The organism is Aeromonas sp. DSM 116730 (assembly GCF_046581335.1).
GTDB classification, from domain to species: Bacteria; Pseudomonadota; Gammaproteobacteria; order Enterobacterales; family Aeromonadaceae; genus Aeromonas; species Aeromonas rivipollensis.
In genome coordinates, this window is record NZ_CP144265.1 from 2,208,591 (window position 1) to 2,223,914 (window position 15,324).

At 62.1% G+C, this 15,324-nt stretch carries 17 protein-coding genes; 2 read left to right on the forward strand and 15 right to left on the reverse strand.

The genetic code is table 11. From position 1 onward, the window contains the following. Positions 1-104: 104 nt before the first annotated feature. From rbsB to Aeroheme_RS10070, 5 genes are all read right to left on the reverse strand, one after another. Positions 105-980, reverse strand: coding sequence for a ribose ABC transporter substrate-binding protein RbsB (rbsB, locus tag Aeroheme_RS10050; protein ID WP_106886740.1), 876 nt, complete (start codon positions 978-980; stop codon positions 105-107). A gap of 34 nt (positions 981-1,014) precedes the next feature. Continuing rightward, a complete protein-coding gene (gene rbsC / locus Aeroheme_RS10055) occupies positions 1,015-1,983 on the reverse strand; it encodes a ribose ABC transporter permease (protein ID WP_411167195.1) in 969 nt (322 codons plus the stop codon). Continuing rightward, on the reverse strand, positions 1,980-3,509 hold the full coding sequence (gene rbsA / locus Aeroheme_RS10060) for a ribose ABC transporter ATP-binding protein RbsA (RefSeq protein ID WP_411167196.1): 1,530 nt from the start codon (positions 3,507-3,509) through the stop codon (positions 1,980-1,982). Before rbsA ends, rbsC begins: the two co-directional genes overlap by 4 nt. Before the next feature lie 21 nt (positions 3,510-3,530). Continuing rightward, the gene (gene rbsD, locus Aeroheme_RS10065; RefSeq protein WP_111910634.1) at positions 3,531-3,950 is read right to left on the reverse strand and encodes a D-ribose pyranase; all 420 of its coding nucleotides are present in this window, start codon (positions 3,948-3,950) and stop codon (positions 3,531-3,533) included. A 208-nt stretch (positions 3,951-4,158) separates the two neighbouring features. Further along, entirely contained in the window at positions 4,159-4,776 is a 618-nt protein-coding gene (locus Aeroheme_RS10070; protein WP_408794879.1) for a glutathione S-transferase family protein, read from the reverse strand. 270 nt (positions 4,777-5,046) lie between these two features. On the opposite strand from Aeroheme_RS10070, the gene Aeroheme_RS10075 reads away from it, so the two are divergent. Beyond that, positions 5,047-5,805, forward strand: coding sequence for a hypothetical protein (locus Aeroheme_RS10075; RefSeq protein WP_163138052.1), 759 nt, complete (start codon positions 5,047-5,049; stop codon positions 5,803-5,805). A 16-nt stretch (positions 5,806-5,821) separates the two neighbouring features. Continuing rightward, positions 5,822-6,499, forward strand: coding sequence for a DUF2987 domain-containing protein (locus Aeroheme_RS10080; RefSeq protein ID WP_234676799.1), 678 nt, complete (start codon positions 5,822-5,824; stop codon positions 6,497-6,499). A 72-nt stretch (positions 6,500-6,571) separates the two neighbouring features. Here the strand turns inward: Aeroheme_RS10080 and ttcA are convergent, their stop codons facing one another. From ttcA to ccoO, 10 genes are all read right to left on the reverse strand, one after another. After that, a complete protein-coding gene (gene ttcA / locus Aeroheme_RS10085) occupies positions 6,572-7,480 on the reverse strand; it encodes a tRNA 2-thiocytidine(32) synthetase TtcA (protein ID WP_025327018.1) in 909 nt (302 codons plus the stop codon). 67 nt (positions 7,481-7,547) lie between these two features. Continuing rightward, positions 7,548-8,495 carry a universal stress protein UspE gene (gene uspE, locus Aeroheme_RS10090; protein ID WP_025327017.1) on the reverse strand — a complete coding sequence of 316 codons (948 nt, stop codon included), beginning with the start codon at positions 8,493-8,495 and terminating at the stop codon, positions 7,548-7,550. A 136-nt stretch (positions 8,496-8,631) separates the two neighbouring features. Next, positions 8,632-9,387, reverse strand: coding sequence for an FNR family transcription factor (locus tag Aeroheme_RS10095; RefSeq protein ID WP_025327016.1), 756 nt, complete (start codon positions 9,385-9,387; stop codon positions 8,632-8,634). A gap of 68 nt (positions 9,388-9,455) precedes the next feature. Next, complete coding sequence (locus tag Aeroheme_RS10100; protein WP_111910630.1) at positions 9,456-10,142, reverse strand: sulfite exporter TauE/SafE family protein; 687 nt, start codon at positions 10,140-10,142, stop codon at positions 9,456-9,458. After that, the gene (gene ccoS, locus Aeroheme_RS10105; RefSeq protein ID WP_139743874.1) at positions 10,126-10,314 is read right to left on the reverse strand and encodes a cbb3-type cytochrome oxidase assembly protein CcoS; all 189 of its coding nucleotides are present in this window, start codon (positions 10,312-10,314) and stop codon (positions 10,126-10,128) included. Before ccoS ends, Aeroheme_RS10100 begins: the two co-directional genes overlap by 17 nt. Positions 10,315-10,449: 135 nt before the next feature. Then, the gene (locus Aeroheme_RS10110; RefSeq protein ID WP_411167197.1) at positions 10,450-12,834 is read right to left on the reverse strand and encodes a heavy metal translocating P-type ATPase; all 2,385 of its coding nucleotides are present in this window, start codon (positions 12,832-12,834) and stop codon (positions 10,450-10,452) included. 89 nt (positions 12,835-12,923) lie between these two features. Beyond that, positions 12,924-13,412 carry a FixH family protein gene (locus Aeroheme_RS10115; protein WP_411167198.1) on the reverse strand — a complete coding sequence of 163 codons (489 nt, stop codon included), beginning with the start codon at positions 13,410-13,412 and terminating at the stop codon, positions 12,924-12,926. A 125-nt stretch (positions 13,413-13,537) separates the two neighbouring features. Beyond that, positions 13,538-14,515 carry a cytochrome-c oxidase, cbb3-type subunit III gene (gene ccoP, locus Aeroheme_RS10120; RefSeq protein WP_106886749.1) on the reverse strand — a complete coding sequence of 326 codons (978 nt, stop codon included), beginning with the start codon at positions 14,513-14,515 and terminating at the stop codon, positions 13,538-13,540. Next, positions 14,515-14,694 carry a cbb3-type cytochrome oxidase subunit 3 gene (locus Aeroheme_RS10125; protein WP_005329633.1) on the reverse strand — a complete coding sequence of 60 codons (180 nt, stop codon included), beginning with the start codon at positions 14,692-14,694 and terminating at the stop codon, positions 14,515-14,517. Before Aeroheme_RS10125 ends, ccoP begins: the two co-directional genes overlap by 1 nt. An 11-nt stretch (positions 14,695-14,705) precedes the next feature. Beyond that, on the reverse strand, positions 14,706-15,320 hold the full coding sequence (ccoO, locus tag Aeroheme_RS10130) for a cytochrome-c oxidase, cbb3-type subunit II (RefSeq protein WP_106886750.1): 615 nt from the start codon (positions 15,318-15,320) through the stop codon (positions 14,706-14,708). Between the last annotated feature and the right edge of the window lie 4 nt (positions 15,321-15,324).

Below are 15,324 nucleotides of genomic sequence, written 5' to 3' on the forward strand. Positions count from 1 at the left end.
TCGATCACCCTTGATTGAGAACATCTTGGCTTGAGTGAGCCCAAGCCGGGAGGCTCTGCCTGCGCACAGGAGACAAAGGGGGAGGCGAACCTCCCCCGTCATGCTTACTTGCTGACGATTTGCAGCGGTACCGGGATGGATTTCTCCACCGGCTGGCCCTTGAGCACCTTGTCGGCGGTTTCCACGCCGATGGCACCGATCAGCGCCGGCTGCTGGGCTACTGTGGCGGCCAGTTTACCCTTGGCTACCGCCGCCTTGCCATCGTCGGTGCCGTCGAAGCCGACTATCATCACCTCTTTGCCGGCCGCCTGCACGGCGCGGATGGCACCCAGCGCCATCTCGTCGTTCTGGGCGAACACCGCCTGCACGGTCGGGTGGGCCGCCAGCAGGTTCTCCATGACGTTCAGACCCTTGGTGCGGTCAAAGTCGGCGGGCTGGGAAGCCAGCACCTGCAGCTTGTTGGCGGCAACGGCCAGAGCAAACCCTTCGCCACGGTCACGGGCGGCGGAGGTACCGGCTATCCCTTCGAGCTGGATCACCTTGGTGCCGGCCCCCAGCTTCTCGGTGATGAAGTCACCAGCCAGCTTGCCACCGGCCACGTTGTCGGAGGCGATATGGGCCTTGACCTCACCCTGGGCCGCGCCGCGGTCCAGGGTCAGCACAGGGATGTTGGCCTTGTTGGCCAGGCGGATGGCGTTGCCCACGGCTTCGGAGTCGGTGGGGTTGATCAGGATGGCATTGACCTTGCGCACGGTGAGATCTTCCACGTTGGAGAGCTCCTTGGCCGGGTCATTCTGGGAGTCCAGCACCACCAACTCGTAACCAAGCTCCTTGGCCTTGGCTTCGGCCCCCTCCTTCATGGTGACGAAGAAGGGGTTGTTGAGGGTGGAGACCACCATGGCCAGTGTCTGATCGGCGGCCTGGGCGGTACCCAGCACGGACATGATGGCGGCAGCGAGCAGGGTATTGAGCTTTTTCATCATTTCATTCCTTGTGTGTGCATGGCTTACGTTATTAACGATTGCTTTTGTTATCGATCATCACGGCGAGCAAAATGACGCTGGCCTTGGCGATCATCTGGTAATAGGACGAGACGTCGAGCAGGTTGAGGGCGTTGTTGAGGAAGCCGATGATGAGGGCCCCGATCAGGGTCCCCATGATGCGGCCCTTGCCCCCCATCAGGCTGGTGCCACCCAGCACAACGGCGGCGATGGCATCCAGCTCGTAACCCATGCCCGCAGTCGGCTGGGCCGAAGAGAGGCGGGAGGTGACGATGAGGCCGGCCAGGGCCGACAGCATGCCGCACAGGCCGTAGACTGCGAGCTTGACCCTGGCCACGTTGATGCCGGAGAGGCGGGTGGCTGACTCGTTGCCGCCCAGGGCATAGATATAACGGCCGAGGCGGGTGTGGTTGAGCAGGTACCAGGCCAGCAGGAAGACGATGGCCATCAGCCAGATGGGCACCGGCAGGCCGAACAGATAGCCGGTCCCCAGCCAGGCGAAGTGATCGGCGCCGTCGCTGAAGCCGGTGGAGATGGGACGTCCCTCGGTGTAGACCATAGTCACGCCGCGCAGGGCCGTCATGGTCACCAGGGTGGCGATGAAGGCCTGCACCTTGCCCTTGGCGATGATGAGGCCGCTGACGCTGCCAAGCAGGGCGCCGGCACCCAGGGTGAGGGGCACCACCAGCCAGATCGGCAGCTCCATGGCCACCATGGTCGCCGCCAGGGCGCCGCACAGGGCCAGCACGGAGCCGACCGACAGATCGATACCGGCGGTGAGGATGACCAGCGTCATGCCGACCGCCATGATGGCGTTGACCGAAGTCTGGCGCAGTATGTTGAGCAGGTTGTCGGCGGTGAAGAAGTTGGGGCTCAGGAAGGAGACCACGCCGATCAGCACCAGCAGCGCCACCAGGGATTTGTTCTCGATCCACCAGGCCTTGCTCATGACGCCACGGCGGGGAAGGGTTTGGGTTGTCATTGTGCTGCCTCTTGCTCTGCTTGCCACTGTTTGCCGACTGCCGCCGCCATCAGTTTTTCCTGATTGGCCTCGCGGGTGTTGAACTCTGCGCTGATGCGCCCTTCGTGCATCACCAGGATGCGATCACTCATGCCGAGCACTTCCGGCATCTCGGAGGAGACCAGGATGATGCTCATCCCCTCCTTCTTGAACTGGTTGATGAGCTGGTAGATCTCCTTCTTGGCCCCCACGTCGACGCCCCTGGTAGGTTCGTCGAGGATCAACACCTTGGGCCTTGTCAGCAGCCCCTTGGCGATGGCCACCTTCTGCTGGTTGCCGCCTGAGAGCAGCTTTATCAGCTGATCCTGACTCGGGGTCTTGATGTTGAACAGGCGCACATAGTCGCTCACCGCCTGGCGCTCGGCCTTGCCATCTATCTTGCCGTGACTGATGAACTCGCCGAGGGCGCAGAGGCTCATGTTTTCACGCACCGAGAGCTCCAGCACCAGGCCATCCCCCTTGCGATCCTCGGAGATATAGGCGATGCCGGCGGCCAGACCGTCGGCCGGGGTGCGCGGTACCAGCACCTTGCCATCGACTTCGACAGCGCCACTGCTGATGGGGCTGGCGCCGTAGATGAGCTTCATCAGCTCGGTACGGCCAGAGCCCATGAGGCCGCTGAAGCCGAGGATCTCCCCCTGACGCAGGGAGAAGCTCACCCCGCGCACGCCGGGACCGGCCAGATCTTTGACTTGCAGGCTGACGGGGCCGAGCTCGCGCACGAGGCGCGGGTACTGCTCCTCCAGCCGGCGGCCCACCATCATCTCGATGATCCTGTCTTCGTCGAGATCGCTCACCGCCTGCTCGCCGATCCACTTGCCGTCCCGCAGCACGGTGACGCTGTCGCAGATCTGGAAGATCTCCTTGAGGCGGTGGGAGATGTAGACGATGCCGCAGCCCTGCTGGCGCAGCTCGCGGATGACCACGAACAGCTGCTCCGTCTCGGTGTCGGTCAGGGCATCTGTGGGCTCGTCCATGATGATGACGCTGGCATCGAACGACAGCGCCTTGGCGATCTCCACCATCTGCTGCTCGCCAATCGACAGATCCCCGAGCCGGGTGTCCGCTCCGTGCTTGACGCCGAGACGGGCCAGCAGGGTGCTTGCCCGCTCACGCAACTGTTTGTGATCTATGTTGCCAAAGCGGGTGCGCGGCTCGCGGCCGAGGAAGATGTTGGCGGCAATCGACAACTCCGGCAGCAGGTTCAGCTCCTGGTGGATGATGCTGATCCCCTGATCCTGGGAGTCGCGCGGGCCCTTGAAGTGCACCGGCTGGCCGCGATAGCTGATAGTGCCCGCATCGGCCTGATAGATGCCGGTCAGCACCTTCATCAGGGTGGATTTGCCGGCGCCATTTTCACCGAGCAGGGCCATCACCTGGCCCGGATAGACTCGCAGGCCCGCTTCGTCGAGGGCGCGCACACCGGGGAAAGTCTTGACGATCCCGGTGAGCTCGAGAATGGGTGAGGGGGAGGAGGTTGTGCTCATTTGCAGCTTCCTTGAAGAGGCTTAAAACGCCACACCGGCGCAGAGAATAATGTTGGCGTAGGGAGTCACCTCGCCGCTGCGTACCACAGCCTTGCTCTGGCGGGAGCGGGTCTTGAACGCCTCGTGCAGGCAGTATTCGATGGTGATGGGCTTGCCCTGGGCCAAGGCGTGCGCCTCTAGCTGCGCAACCAGTGCCTGATGGGCATCCGGGCTGATCAATTTTATTTCGCTTGCCATGATCACCTTCTCCACCACCAGATCGGTGAGCAGGGCGGTCAGCACGGTTTCCAGGCTGGGAGTGCCCGCCATCAGGGCGAGATCGATGCGCTCAGGCCCTGCCGCAATGGGCAGGCCCGCATCGCAGACGGTGATCTCGTCGGTGTGGCCCATCTGTGCCACCAGGGCACTCAGGGGAGCATTGAGCAGCTTGCCTCGTTTCATACAACACCTCGGCGGCATGGGGGCCGCATGTCGATATTTATCTGGGCAACCGGTTACGCAACCGGTTGCGTCGTTGAGGCGAAAGATAGGCGCTAACCGTTAACGGGTCTAGGAACAGATGACGAAAATGTGAAAACGATCTCAGTGATCAGGCCGTCGGAGGGAAAAACGGGTGCCAGAAGAGCACCCGTACCACGGAAAGAAAGGGTCAGAGGAGGAGGGCCTGCTGCACCGCGGGGCGCGCCAGCATGCGCCTGGTATGGGACGCCACCTTGGGGAACTCGTCGATGGCGACCCCGTCGCTCGCAAGCCAGCTGGCCACCACGAACAGGTAGATGTCGGCCAGGCTGAAACGTTCCCCCAGCACCCAGGGACCGGCCAGATAGTGGTGTTCTATCTCGGCAAACCCTTCGCGCATGTTCTGGGGCATCCTGGCCTTCATGGCGGCGATGGCGTGCTCGTCATCGGCCCAGCGGCTGCCGCGGCGGCCATGGGCATGGGAGACGTGCACCGTCGAGGCGAGGAAGCTGTGCACCTCCTGCATCCTGGCCAGCAGGAAGGGATCGTCCAGGGGGGCGAGCCCGGCATCGGGGAAACGCTGGGCCACGTAGAGCAGCAGGGCCGGGGTTTCGGTCAGCACGCCGCGCTCCGTCACCAGGGCCGGCACCCGCCCCTTGGGGTTGATGGCAAGGTAGGCGGGGGTGCGTTGCTCCCCGGCGGCGAGATCGAGGCGCTTGATCTGGTGCGGGGCACCGGCTTCCACCAGGGCGATGCGCACCGCCATGGCACAGGTACCTGGGGCGAGATAGAGCGTCAGTTCGGACATTGCAGCTTTCCTTGTGTGGGTGATCCGGGATGAAGTGCGCGAGACAGTCGAGTCTTGGCCATCCATCCTACGCCCATGGCGGGCCAGGGCCAAGCCAGGCGACCGGGGCACAAACAGAGGGCAGGGTAACAGCGCGCTTGTCAGTGAAATCAATGGCTTTCTGAACGGAAGATAACAGGAAAAACGACTACGCATGCCCGGTCAAACCGCTATAATGTGCCACCTTGGAACAGTCGCCTTTGAATGTTGGATAGTCAATTGAGTAATAGAATGCGGATCGGTGGAACCCTCGAACAGTCCCTCAGCCAGGGATATCGTCTGGACCTGCAAGGGGTGTTGAAAGAGGCCTGGCAACAGACCCGCCGCACCGGTTTCGGTCTGACGCTGGCCATCGCCGGGGTCATGGCAATCTGGATCCTGCTGAGCAACACCCTGCTGGCCCCCTATGTCAGCCAGGAAGGGGGTGACATGGACATGGCCCTGATATTGAGCCTGCTTATCACCGTCATCATGTCCCCCATGACCTCTTCCCTCGACATGTTGGGGTTGCAGCAGTCGGTGGGGGTGCGGGCCCGCCCGAACCAGGTGTTCGACTTCTTCCGTCACTTCCTGCGTCTGGGTTCCCTGAGCCTGCTCGGCAGCCTCATCACCAGCCTGTTCGGCCCCCTGTTTGAAATGCTGGGCCTGCCGGTGATGCTGGCCTTCATTCCTTCTGCCCTGGTGGGCATGGGGCTGGTGTTCACCGTGCCCCTGGTGCTGGAGCGCGGCCTGTCGCCGGCCCAGGCCATCCTGGTCTCCCTCAAGTTGTTCGCCCGCGGCTGGCCCAGCATAGTGCTGCTGCATGGCGTCATGCTGGCGCTGTTTTTCCTGGCCATCATCCCCATGGGCATAGGCCTTATCTGGGTGGCCCCCCTCTATTTCAATCTCAAGGGGATCCTCTATCGGGATCTGTGCGGGGTCGCCGTGGAGGTGACCGAAGTGGCGGACAATGCCGCCACCGGGCAAGGGCCCGATCATTTCAACGCGTGATGCAAAAGGATGGCATATGAAGCTGGTTCGACATGGCATGGTGGCAAGTCTGCTGATAGTGCCGGTGCTGTGCGCGGCGGCGCCCTCGCTGGATCTGCAATACAGCACCTTCTACAGCCAGATGAAGACCTTTGCCAAGGGTGAGTTTGGTGATGCCAGGCTGGGGTTTTATCTGACCGATCCGCAAAGTGGCCAGCGCTGCGGGCTCGCCTCGGCCCGGGTCTCGACCCTGGACAGGGACGTTGCCGCCGAGGTGACCATAGACAGCGAGCTGCGCCTGCCCTATGACGACGATCTCAATCTCGACAAGGCGACCGTGGTGGTGGAGCTGACCGAACCACACGCCGCCTGCGACATGTCGGTGCAGGTGATGGCCGATGCGCCCCCTGCGTCGGATGGCCCGGCGTTCAGGGTGAGCGAGGTGGTGGCACGCCAGCAGGAGATGCAGTCGTTGCTGGACAAGCTGGCCGGCATGGTCGGCAAGCACTTCCTGCCGGACATGGCGGGGGTACGGGTGACCCTGGTGCAGCCGAGCGGCACCGCCTACCTCATCGACGGTGCCCGTCAGCAGCCTCTCCCCTGGCAGGATGGTCAGCTGCTGCTTCGCAACGAGCAACTCGCGGACTTCGCGGCGGGCAAGTTGCAGCTTGAGGGAGATATACTGCGACTGACTCCCTGGTTGCACAAGGGCTGAAGACAGCAGCTGCCAGACAGATAAAGAAAAGGAGCGCATGGCGCTCCTTTTTCGTGGTGGCTGGCAGGGCGCTCAGCGCACCTCTATCACATCCAGCACGTCCATCTCATCGATGTTGAGCAGGGGCGCGGTCGGCAGCTCGGGGGGATCGAATGCCTTGTCGCCGCCATCTATGATGCCGGAGTCGCGGTTGATGCTCTTGAAGTCAAACAGCTTGTGATCCAGCAGGTGGCTCGGGATCACGTCCTGAATGGCGGTAAACATGGTCTCTATCCGGCCCGGGAAGCGGCGATCCCAGTCCTGCATCATCTGCTTGATGGCCTTGCGCTGCAGGTTCTCCTGCGAGCCGCACAGGTTGCACGGGATGATGGGGAAGGCCTTGACCTCGGCGTAACGCACCAGATCCTTCTCCTTGCAGTAGGCCAGGGGACGGATCACCACGTTCTTGCCATCGTCGCTCACCAGCTTGGGGGGCATGGACTTGAGCTTGCCGCCGTAGAACATGTTGAGGAACAGGGTCTCGAGGATGTCATCCCTGTGGTGGCCGAGGGCAATCTTGGTGCAGCCCAGCTCCTGGGCGGTGCGGTAGAGAATGCCGCGGCGCAGACGGGAGCAGAGGGCGCAGGTGGTCTTGCCTTCCGGTACCTTGTCCTTGACGATGGAGTAGGTGTCTTCCTCGACTATCTTGAAGTCGACGCCGAGAGCTGCCAGGTATTCCGGCAGCACGTGCTCGGGGAAGCCGGGTTGCTTCTGATCCAGGTTGACGGCCACGAGATCGAAATGGATGGGGGCGCTGGCCTTCAGGCTCATCAGGATGTCGAGCATGGCGAAGCTGTCTTTGCCGCCAGACAGGCACACCATGATCTTGTCACCCTCTTCAATCATGTTGAAGTCGGCGATGGCCTGACCCACGTTGCGCCGCAGGCGTTTCTGCAGCTTGTTGAAACTGTATTTCTCTTTGGCGTTAAGCTCTTCTAGCATGGCCTCAAACCCGGGACAAAAATAAGCGGCTTATTATAGCCATGTCCCGGGGGAGGGCAAGAAACGCTTATGCAGGATGACGTCTGTCATCCACGGGGCAGCTGTAATCATCGGGTTTGAGGATCAGGATGTCGCAGTTGAGCCTGTCCACCACATGTTCAGCCGTGTTGCCGAGCAGGGCGGCGGAGAGGCCGGTGCGACCGACGCACCCCATGATCATCAGGGTGGACTTGAGTTCGTCCGCCATGTCCGGCAACACTTCCTCCGGCAACCCTTCCGCCACCTTGGTCCACATGTGATTGATGCCGAATTGATCGGCATGCTCTCGCAGTAGATCTTCGTGATGCTTGCGGATGGCGTCGTTGTAGGCGTTGGGGTCGAACTCGGGCAGCTCGATGGCCACATTCACCGGCGTGCCGGGGTAGGTGTTGACCAGATAGAGGTTGGAGCCGAGCAGATCGGCGATGGCGACACCCTCGCGAGTGATGCGCTCATTGAGGACTTTTTGCTCCAGATCGTCGCTCGAGCAGTTGATGGCGGCAATGATGTTGCCGCCCCGCTGCCAATGACCCTCCTTGACCAGCAGGACGGGGCAGGGGCATTTGCGCAGCAGGTGCCAGTCGGTGGGGGTGAAGATGAAGGTTTGCAGGAAGGAGTGCTTGTGGGTCGCCTTGACCACCAGATCGTGGCGATGCTCCAGCACTTCCTGGATGACGCACTCAAAGGGGCGGTTGTGCCACAGCACCTTGATCTCGCACTCCAGCCCTCTGGCGCGATAGGGTTGCAGTATCTCGTCCAGCCACTCCCGGCGCTGGGCAATGACGCCGTGGCGCATCTCTTCCCGCTCATCCACGGACAGCATGGCGGTCATCTCGTACGAGAAGTCGTAAATCGTCAGGAGCAGGGTCAGCTGGGCGCCCTCGTCCAGCTCGGCGACCTTGACCGCGCGTTCGAGCGCGATCTGGCGCTCCTCTTCCGGGTTGATCACCACCAGAATGTTTCGGTACTTGACCATGTTCTCCTCCTTGGCAAAAACGCCAATGATGGCAACTCTTTAGCCATTACAGCTTAGTCCAAGGGGGGAGACGGGAAGGTGTGCCGGATCAAATTTCAGGGTGAACCGATCCGGCAACAGAGGGGAAAGGGGGTGATCAGCCGCAGGCAGGGCGAGTGGCACCGGCCATGACGCCGAGGGCCACGTGATCCAGCACTGTAATGTATTTGCCCTTGACGCTGATGAGGCCGGACTTCTGGAAACGACCGAGCAGACGGCTGATGGTCTCGACGGTGAGGCCGAGGTAGTTGCCTATGTCACCCCGGGTCATGGAGAGACGGAACTCCTTGGCGGAGAAGCCGCGCTCGGAGAAGCGTACCGAGAGATTGTGCAGGAAGGCGGCGAGGCGCTCTTCCGCATTCTTCTTGGAGAGCAGCAGTATCATCTCCTGGTCACCCATGATCTCGTTGCTCATCAGGCGCATGATCTGCTGGCGGAGCTTAGGCATCTTGCCGGAGAGATCGTCGAGCACATCGAACGGGATCTCGCACACCATGGCGGTTTCCAGCGCCTGGGCGAAGGAGGGGTGTGCCTGCTTGTGGATGGCATCGAAACCGACCAGATCCCCCGCGAGGTGGAAGGCGGTGATCTGCTCGTCACCCTGTTCTGTGATGGTGTATGACTTGATGGTCCCGGAGCGGATGGCGTAGAGCGATTTCAGTTCATCGCCGGCCTTGAACAATTCCTCACCCTTCTGGATCGGCTTTTTGCGCTCGATGATGCTGTCCAGCTGATCGAGCTCACTGTCGTTCAGGGTGAAGGGAATGCAGAGCTGACTGATGCTGCAATCCTGGCAATGAATTGCACAGCCACCGCTCTGAATACGTCTGCCAGGTTTCTTGTCCGGGATCATAGGCTCATATGAATAATTGATTTATATCAAACAAGTTTACCACCAACTCATCCGTTTTGGATAGGGTTTCAAAAGGATGCCAGCCCGATCCAGAGGGTATGCAGCCCATAGGCAATGAGCAGCAGGGCACCGCCGAGGCGCAGGCTGCGCAGGGTCAACCAGTAGCGCAATCTGTCTGCCAGCCCCCCCAGGGCGAACAGTGTCGGCAGGGTCCCCAGACCAAAGCTCAGCATGATGAGCGCGCCGCCACTGGCGGAGCCTGCCGCCGCGCTCCAGGTCAGCATGGAGTAGACCAGACCGCAGGGCAGCCAGCCCCACACCATGCCAAAGGGAAGCGCCTGCCAGGCCGAGGTGAAGGGGATGAACTTGCCGGCAAGCGGCTTGATGAAGGGCCAAAGCTTGGCGCCGAGCCGCTCCAGCAGCAGTATCCCCTGCCACCAGCCAGCGAGATAGAGGCCCAGCGCTATCATCAGCAGGGCCGCAACGAGGCGCAAGCCGGCGATGGCGTGTTTGCCGGCCCCGAGCTCGCTGGTGGTGGCCAGCAATCCGCCCACCAGGGCGCCAGCCAGCACATAGCTCAGGATCCGCCCCAGGTTGTAGTTGAGCAGGTAGCCGAGTCGCCCCCAGAAGTGCTGCTTCCCGGCGGGGATGGCCATGGAGAGGGCGGCTGAGACGCCACCGCACATGGCGATGCAGTGGCCTGAGCCTGCAAGTCCCACCAGCAGGGCGCCCATCAGATCAAGACTGCTTGTCATCGCTCGGCTGATCCTTGCCCTTGGTGGCGGGTTGCTCCTCGTCAAACAGTATGTTGGAGCCCTGGCGGTCGAGATCCTCGAACTGCTCCGAGCGAATGGCCCAGAAGAAGACGGCTCCCGCGATGATGACGAACAGGATGGCGATGGGGATCAGGACAAAAATGATGTTCATGGGGGCTACCTTGCATTCATCCGTGGCAATCGACCCCTATGGTAACCCTGTTCGGGCAGGGGGCCAGCCGCTATCAGCGAGAAATGTGGCCTGCATCGAAGGCAGGCCACATTTTCAGCTTATTTTCCAGCCTGCTCATCGATTGAGGCGCATGGAGTTGGTGACGACTATGAGGGAGCTCAGGGACATGCCCGCCGCCGCCAGATAGGGGGGCAGCCAGCCGCTGGCCGCGAGTGGCAGCACCAGCAGGTTGTAGCCGATGGACCAGGCGAAGTTCTCCTGGATGATCCTGCGGGTGCGCAGCGCCAGGGCGCGGGCAGTCAGCAGGCGGGAGAGATCGTCGGCCAGCAGAATGGCGTCGGCGCTGTTTTTCGCCAGATCCGTGCCGCCCGCCATGGCGAAGGAGGCATGGGCACCGGCCAGCACGGGGGCGTCGTTGATGCCATCCCCCACCATGATGCAGATGTCTCCCGCCGCTTCCCGGGCCTTGAGGTAGGCCAGCTTGCCATCGGGGGTGACCCCTTTCACCAGCTCATCGACCCCGAGTTCACGGGCCACGGCGTCGGCTTGAGGGGAGCTGTCGCCGGTGAGGATGGTGGTCTGCAGCCCGGCGGCCTTGAAGGCCTGGATCAGGGCACCGGCATCCGGGCGCAATGTATCCGCCAGGGTGAAGCGGGCCAGCGGCCCTGTCTCGTCGGCCAGATAGATGGCCAGCCCCTGAGTAGCCTCCTGCTCGTCAGCCAGCGCTAGCCAGCGGGCGCTGCCGATGCGGTAATGCTTGCCTGCGATCCTGCCCTGGATGCCGTGGCCTATGACGGGGGTCACCTCGCTGGCTGCCGGCAGCACGGCATCCTCTGCCCCCTTGCTGCGAAACGCGCGGGCAATGGGGTGTTCGGAGTAGGCTTCCAGCGCGCGGGCGATTGCCAGGCACTCGTCTTCGCCAAGCTCCGCCAGGGGCTGGACGCCCACCAGGCTGATGTTGCCCGTGGTCAGGGTGCCTGTCTTGTCCATCACTATGCGGTTGGCCCGGGTCAGCACGTCCAGCACGTGGCCGCGGCGCAGCAGTATGCCGCTGCGGGTCAGGTGGGCGGTGGCCGAGGTGAGCGCAGTCGGGGTCGCCAGCGACAGGGCGCAGGGGCAGGTGGCCACCAGCACCGACAGGGTGACCCAGAAGGCCCGCTCCGGCGCATGGAAGTGCCAGAATGTCCAGACCCCGGCGGCGATAAGCAGCAGTACCAGGATGAAATGGCGGGAGAGCACATCCGCCAGCTGGGCGATGGCGGGTTTGTCATCCAGCGCATGATCCTGCAGCCGCATGATCTGGGCGAGGCGCGACTCTTCGATGGGGTGGCTGACCCGGATCTCCAGCGGCGCATCCGTGTTGATGGTGCCGGCGAAGACGGGATCCCCCGCCTGCTTGAGAAGGGGCAGTTGCTCACCGGTCAGCATGGCTTCGTTGAGACTGGCCTGCCCCAAAGTGATGATGCCGTCTGCCGGCAGGGTGGCGCCGGCCAGCACCCGGACCCTGTCCCCCACCCGCAGCGTCTTGGCGGCCACCTCGTGCTCGCCATCTGCATCGATGCGGGTGGCCATGATGGGCACCAGGCGCGCCAGGTTGGAGCTTGACTCGGATGCCTTGCGTCTGGCCCTCAGCTCGAGCAGGCGCCCCAGCAGCAGGAAGAAGACGAACATGGTGATGGAGTCGTAATAGACCTCACCCGTGTTGAAGACGGTGGCCCAGATTGAGGCGACGAAGGCGCCGATGAGGGCCAGCGACACAGAGACATCCATGGAGAGGTGACCCTGTCTCAGGCTGCGCCAGGCGCCTGCGTAAAACGGCTGGGCCGAGTAGATCATGATGGGGGTGGAGAGCAGCAGGCTTATCCACTTGAAGTAGATCATGAACTCCTCTTCCACGCTGATGAAGAGATCCATGTAGAGCGCCACGGCGCACATCATCACCTGCATGGAGCCGAGACCGGCCAGCGCCATGCGAAACATGTAGCTGCGCACCTCGCGGGCGTAGAGGGCTTCCTGGCTGTGGGTCTGGAAGGGGTAGGCGCGGTAGCCTATCTTGGCGAATCCCTTGAGGATGTCGCTTAACGAGAGCCTGTCCGGATCCCACTTGATGCGGGCGCGGTGGGTGGTGGTGTTGACGTTGACATAGTGCAGGCCCGGCAACCCCATCAGGTGTCGCTCGATAAGCCAGGCGCAGGCGGCGCAGGTCAACCCCTCCACACTGAGCTGGATCTCCCGCAATGTGCCCGTCTCGGTGACGAACTCCTGCTGCACCTCGGCCAGATCGTAGTGGGTGAGGGCGGCCAGCTCGCTGGGTACCAGCTCCCCCTTGATGCCGGGTGCGGTGCGGTGCTCGTAGTAACTGGCAAGGCCGCATTCGAGAATGGTCTGTGCCACGGCCTGGCAACCAGGGCAGCACATGGGTTGCGCTATCCCCTTGATCTCCAGGGTAAAGTCACTGCCAGTGGAAACCGGTTCACCACAGTGAAAACAGCCGGTCATGGTCATTATCCCTCTTGGAAGCTGCCCGCGTGGGCGAGATAAGGGAGGACGCCGTGATGCCAGGATGAACGCTGCCGTTCATCCTGGGCTCAGCGTCCCTTGGGATCGAGTTCCACCGGGGCCTTGGTCGGCAGCTGTGCCGTCTCTTGCAGGCGCCACTCGTGGTTGAAGGCATCGACCCGGATGTGCCACTTGCCGGTGAGGGGCTTGTCCAGCATCAGGCGATAGACCCCCTTGCCATCGGCAGTGAGCAGATGATCGATGTCCAGGCCCGCCAGGGTCGGGTGGAACAGGGAGAGGTGCAGCGCCTGACCGGCGGGGATCTCCCCCGACAGGGGCTTCAGGGTCAGCTCCTTGTCGCTGACCGAGAGCTCTACGCGGATGCCGAGGGCCTCGGCGCGATCGAACTTGCTGAGATCCTGATTAATCTCCTTGCCTTGCTTGTAATAGTCTTCCGCCACCAGGTTGACCCCATCCTGGCTGGCGATGATGGCGGTGGCGATGCTGCCTATCACGGCGGCGCAGGGGAGGGCGATGATGAACCAGGGCCAGAATTGGCGATACCAGGGTTGAGTCATGGTGCTACCGAAACATATGGTTAACGAAATGGAGGGATTTTAGCCAACACAAGATAACAAAAAGCCTCGAAGAGTCGAGGCTTTTTGCTGCGTAATCACGTGCTTATCACATGTTACTGCTTATTTTACTGCGCCTGGTGGGACAAACTATAGACATAGGACGCCAGCAGGTGGACCTTGTCTTCTCCCAGGATATCCTTCCAGGCCGGCATCACGCCGTGACGACCGTGGGTGATGGTCTGCTCGACCACCTGACGGGAGCCACCATACAACCAGGTGTTGTTGGTGAGATCCGGCGCGCCGAAGGCGATGCCGCCCTTGGCATCCGGGCCGTGACAGGCGGCGCACATGGCGAAACGGGCTTCCCCCTTCTTGGCCTCAACCAGGTCGACCTTGCGGCCGGACAGGCTCAGCACATAGGAGGCCACTTCCTTGACTCCGTCCTGACCCAGGATCTCGCCCCAGGCGGCCATGATACCCTGGCGACCGCCCATGATGGTGGTCTTGATCTGGGAAGGCTCTCCGCCCCATTGCCACTCGCTGTCGGTCAGGTTCGGGAAACCGCGACCACCGCGGGCATCGGAGCCGTGGCACTGGGAGCAGTTCTGCAGGAACAGACGCTGACCCACTTTCAGGGCTTCCGGGTCCTTGGCGATCTCGGTGATCTCCTTGTAGCTCTTGCCGTCGGCCTGGTAGGTCAGCTCGCGGAACTTGGCGCCATAGACCTCGTCGGCCTTGGCCAGTTCCCTATCGTATTCCACCGCGCGCCCTTCGTCCTTGGCGGAGGCTGCCGCCGCCTTGGATTCTGCCAGGGAGCGAACGTCCTGGTTGGAGCTCTGCCAGCCCAGCAGACCCTTCCAGTTGCCCAGACCCGGGAAGGCGAGCAGGTAGATGAGACCGGTGACGATGAAGAAGAGGAACATATAGGACCACCACTTCGGCAGCGGGTTGTTGATCTCCTCTATGCCGTCGAAGGTGTGCCCCATGGGCTTACCCTCTTCGGTCCCCATCTTGTCCTTCATGCACCACATCAGCAGCAGGAAGCAGCCGAGTATGGTGCCCAGACTTATGACGGTCACAAAAATGCTAAACAAAGTGCTCATTATTGCTTCGCTCCTGCGTTCTTGTTATCAGCACTGGGTTGCTCGTCATCGGCAAAAACCAGGTTGGCAGCCTCATCGAAGGAGGCCTTGCGGCGCTTGCTGTATGCCCAGACGATGATGCCGATCATGATGATCATCAGCAGCAGGGTGTACAGGCCGCGAAATGTGCCGTAATCCATATCCCGACTCCTTATTTCAGGGCATGACCCAGTGATTGCAGATAGGCCACCAGGGCATCCAGCTCGGTCTTGCCCTTGACTGCCTCAGCCGCACCTTCGATGTCGGCGTCGGTATAGGGCACCCCGAAGTGATCCCGGAACAGCGCCAGTTTCTTGCCGGTCAGCTCACCGGTCAGGACGTTGGTCTCGAGCCAGGGGAAGGCGGGCATGTTGGACTCGGGCACCACGTCGCGCGGGTTGATGAGGTGGGCGCGATGCCAATCATCGGAATAGCGGCCGCCGACCCGGGCCAGATCCGGACCAGTACGCTTGGAGCCCCACAGGAAGGGGTGCTCCCACACGCTCTCACCGGCGACCGAGTAGTGGCCATAGCGCTCGGTCTCGGCGCGGAACGGGCGGATCATCTGGCTGTGGCAGACGGTGCAGCCCTCGCGGATGTAGATGTCGCGTCCTTCCATCTGCAGGGCTGTGTAGGCCTTGAGGCCCTCCACCGGCTCGTTGGTCTGCTTCTGGAAGAACAGCGGCGTGATCTCGACCAGGCCCCCCAGGCTGATGGCAAAGATGATGCCTATCACCAGCATGGGGACGCTCTTTTCAAAAATTTCGTGACGGTTGTTGTTGCTCATGCTT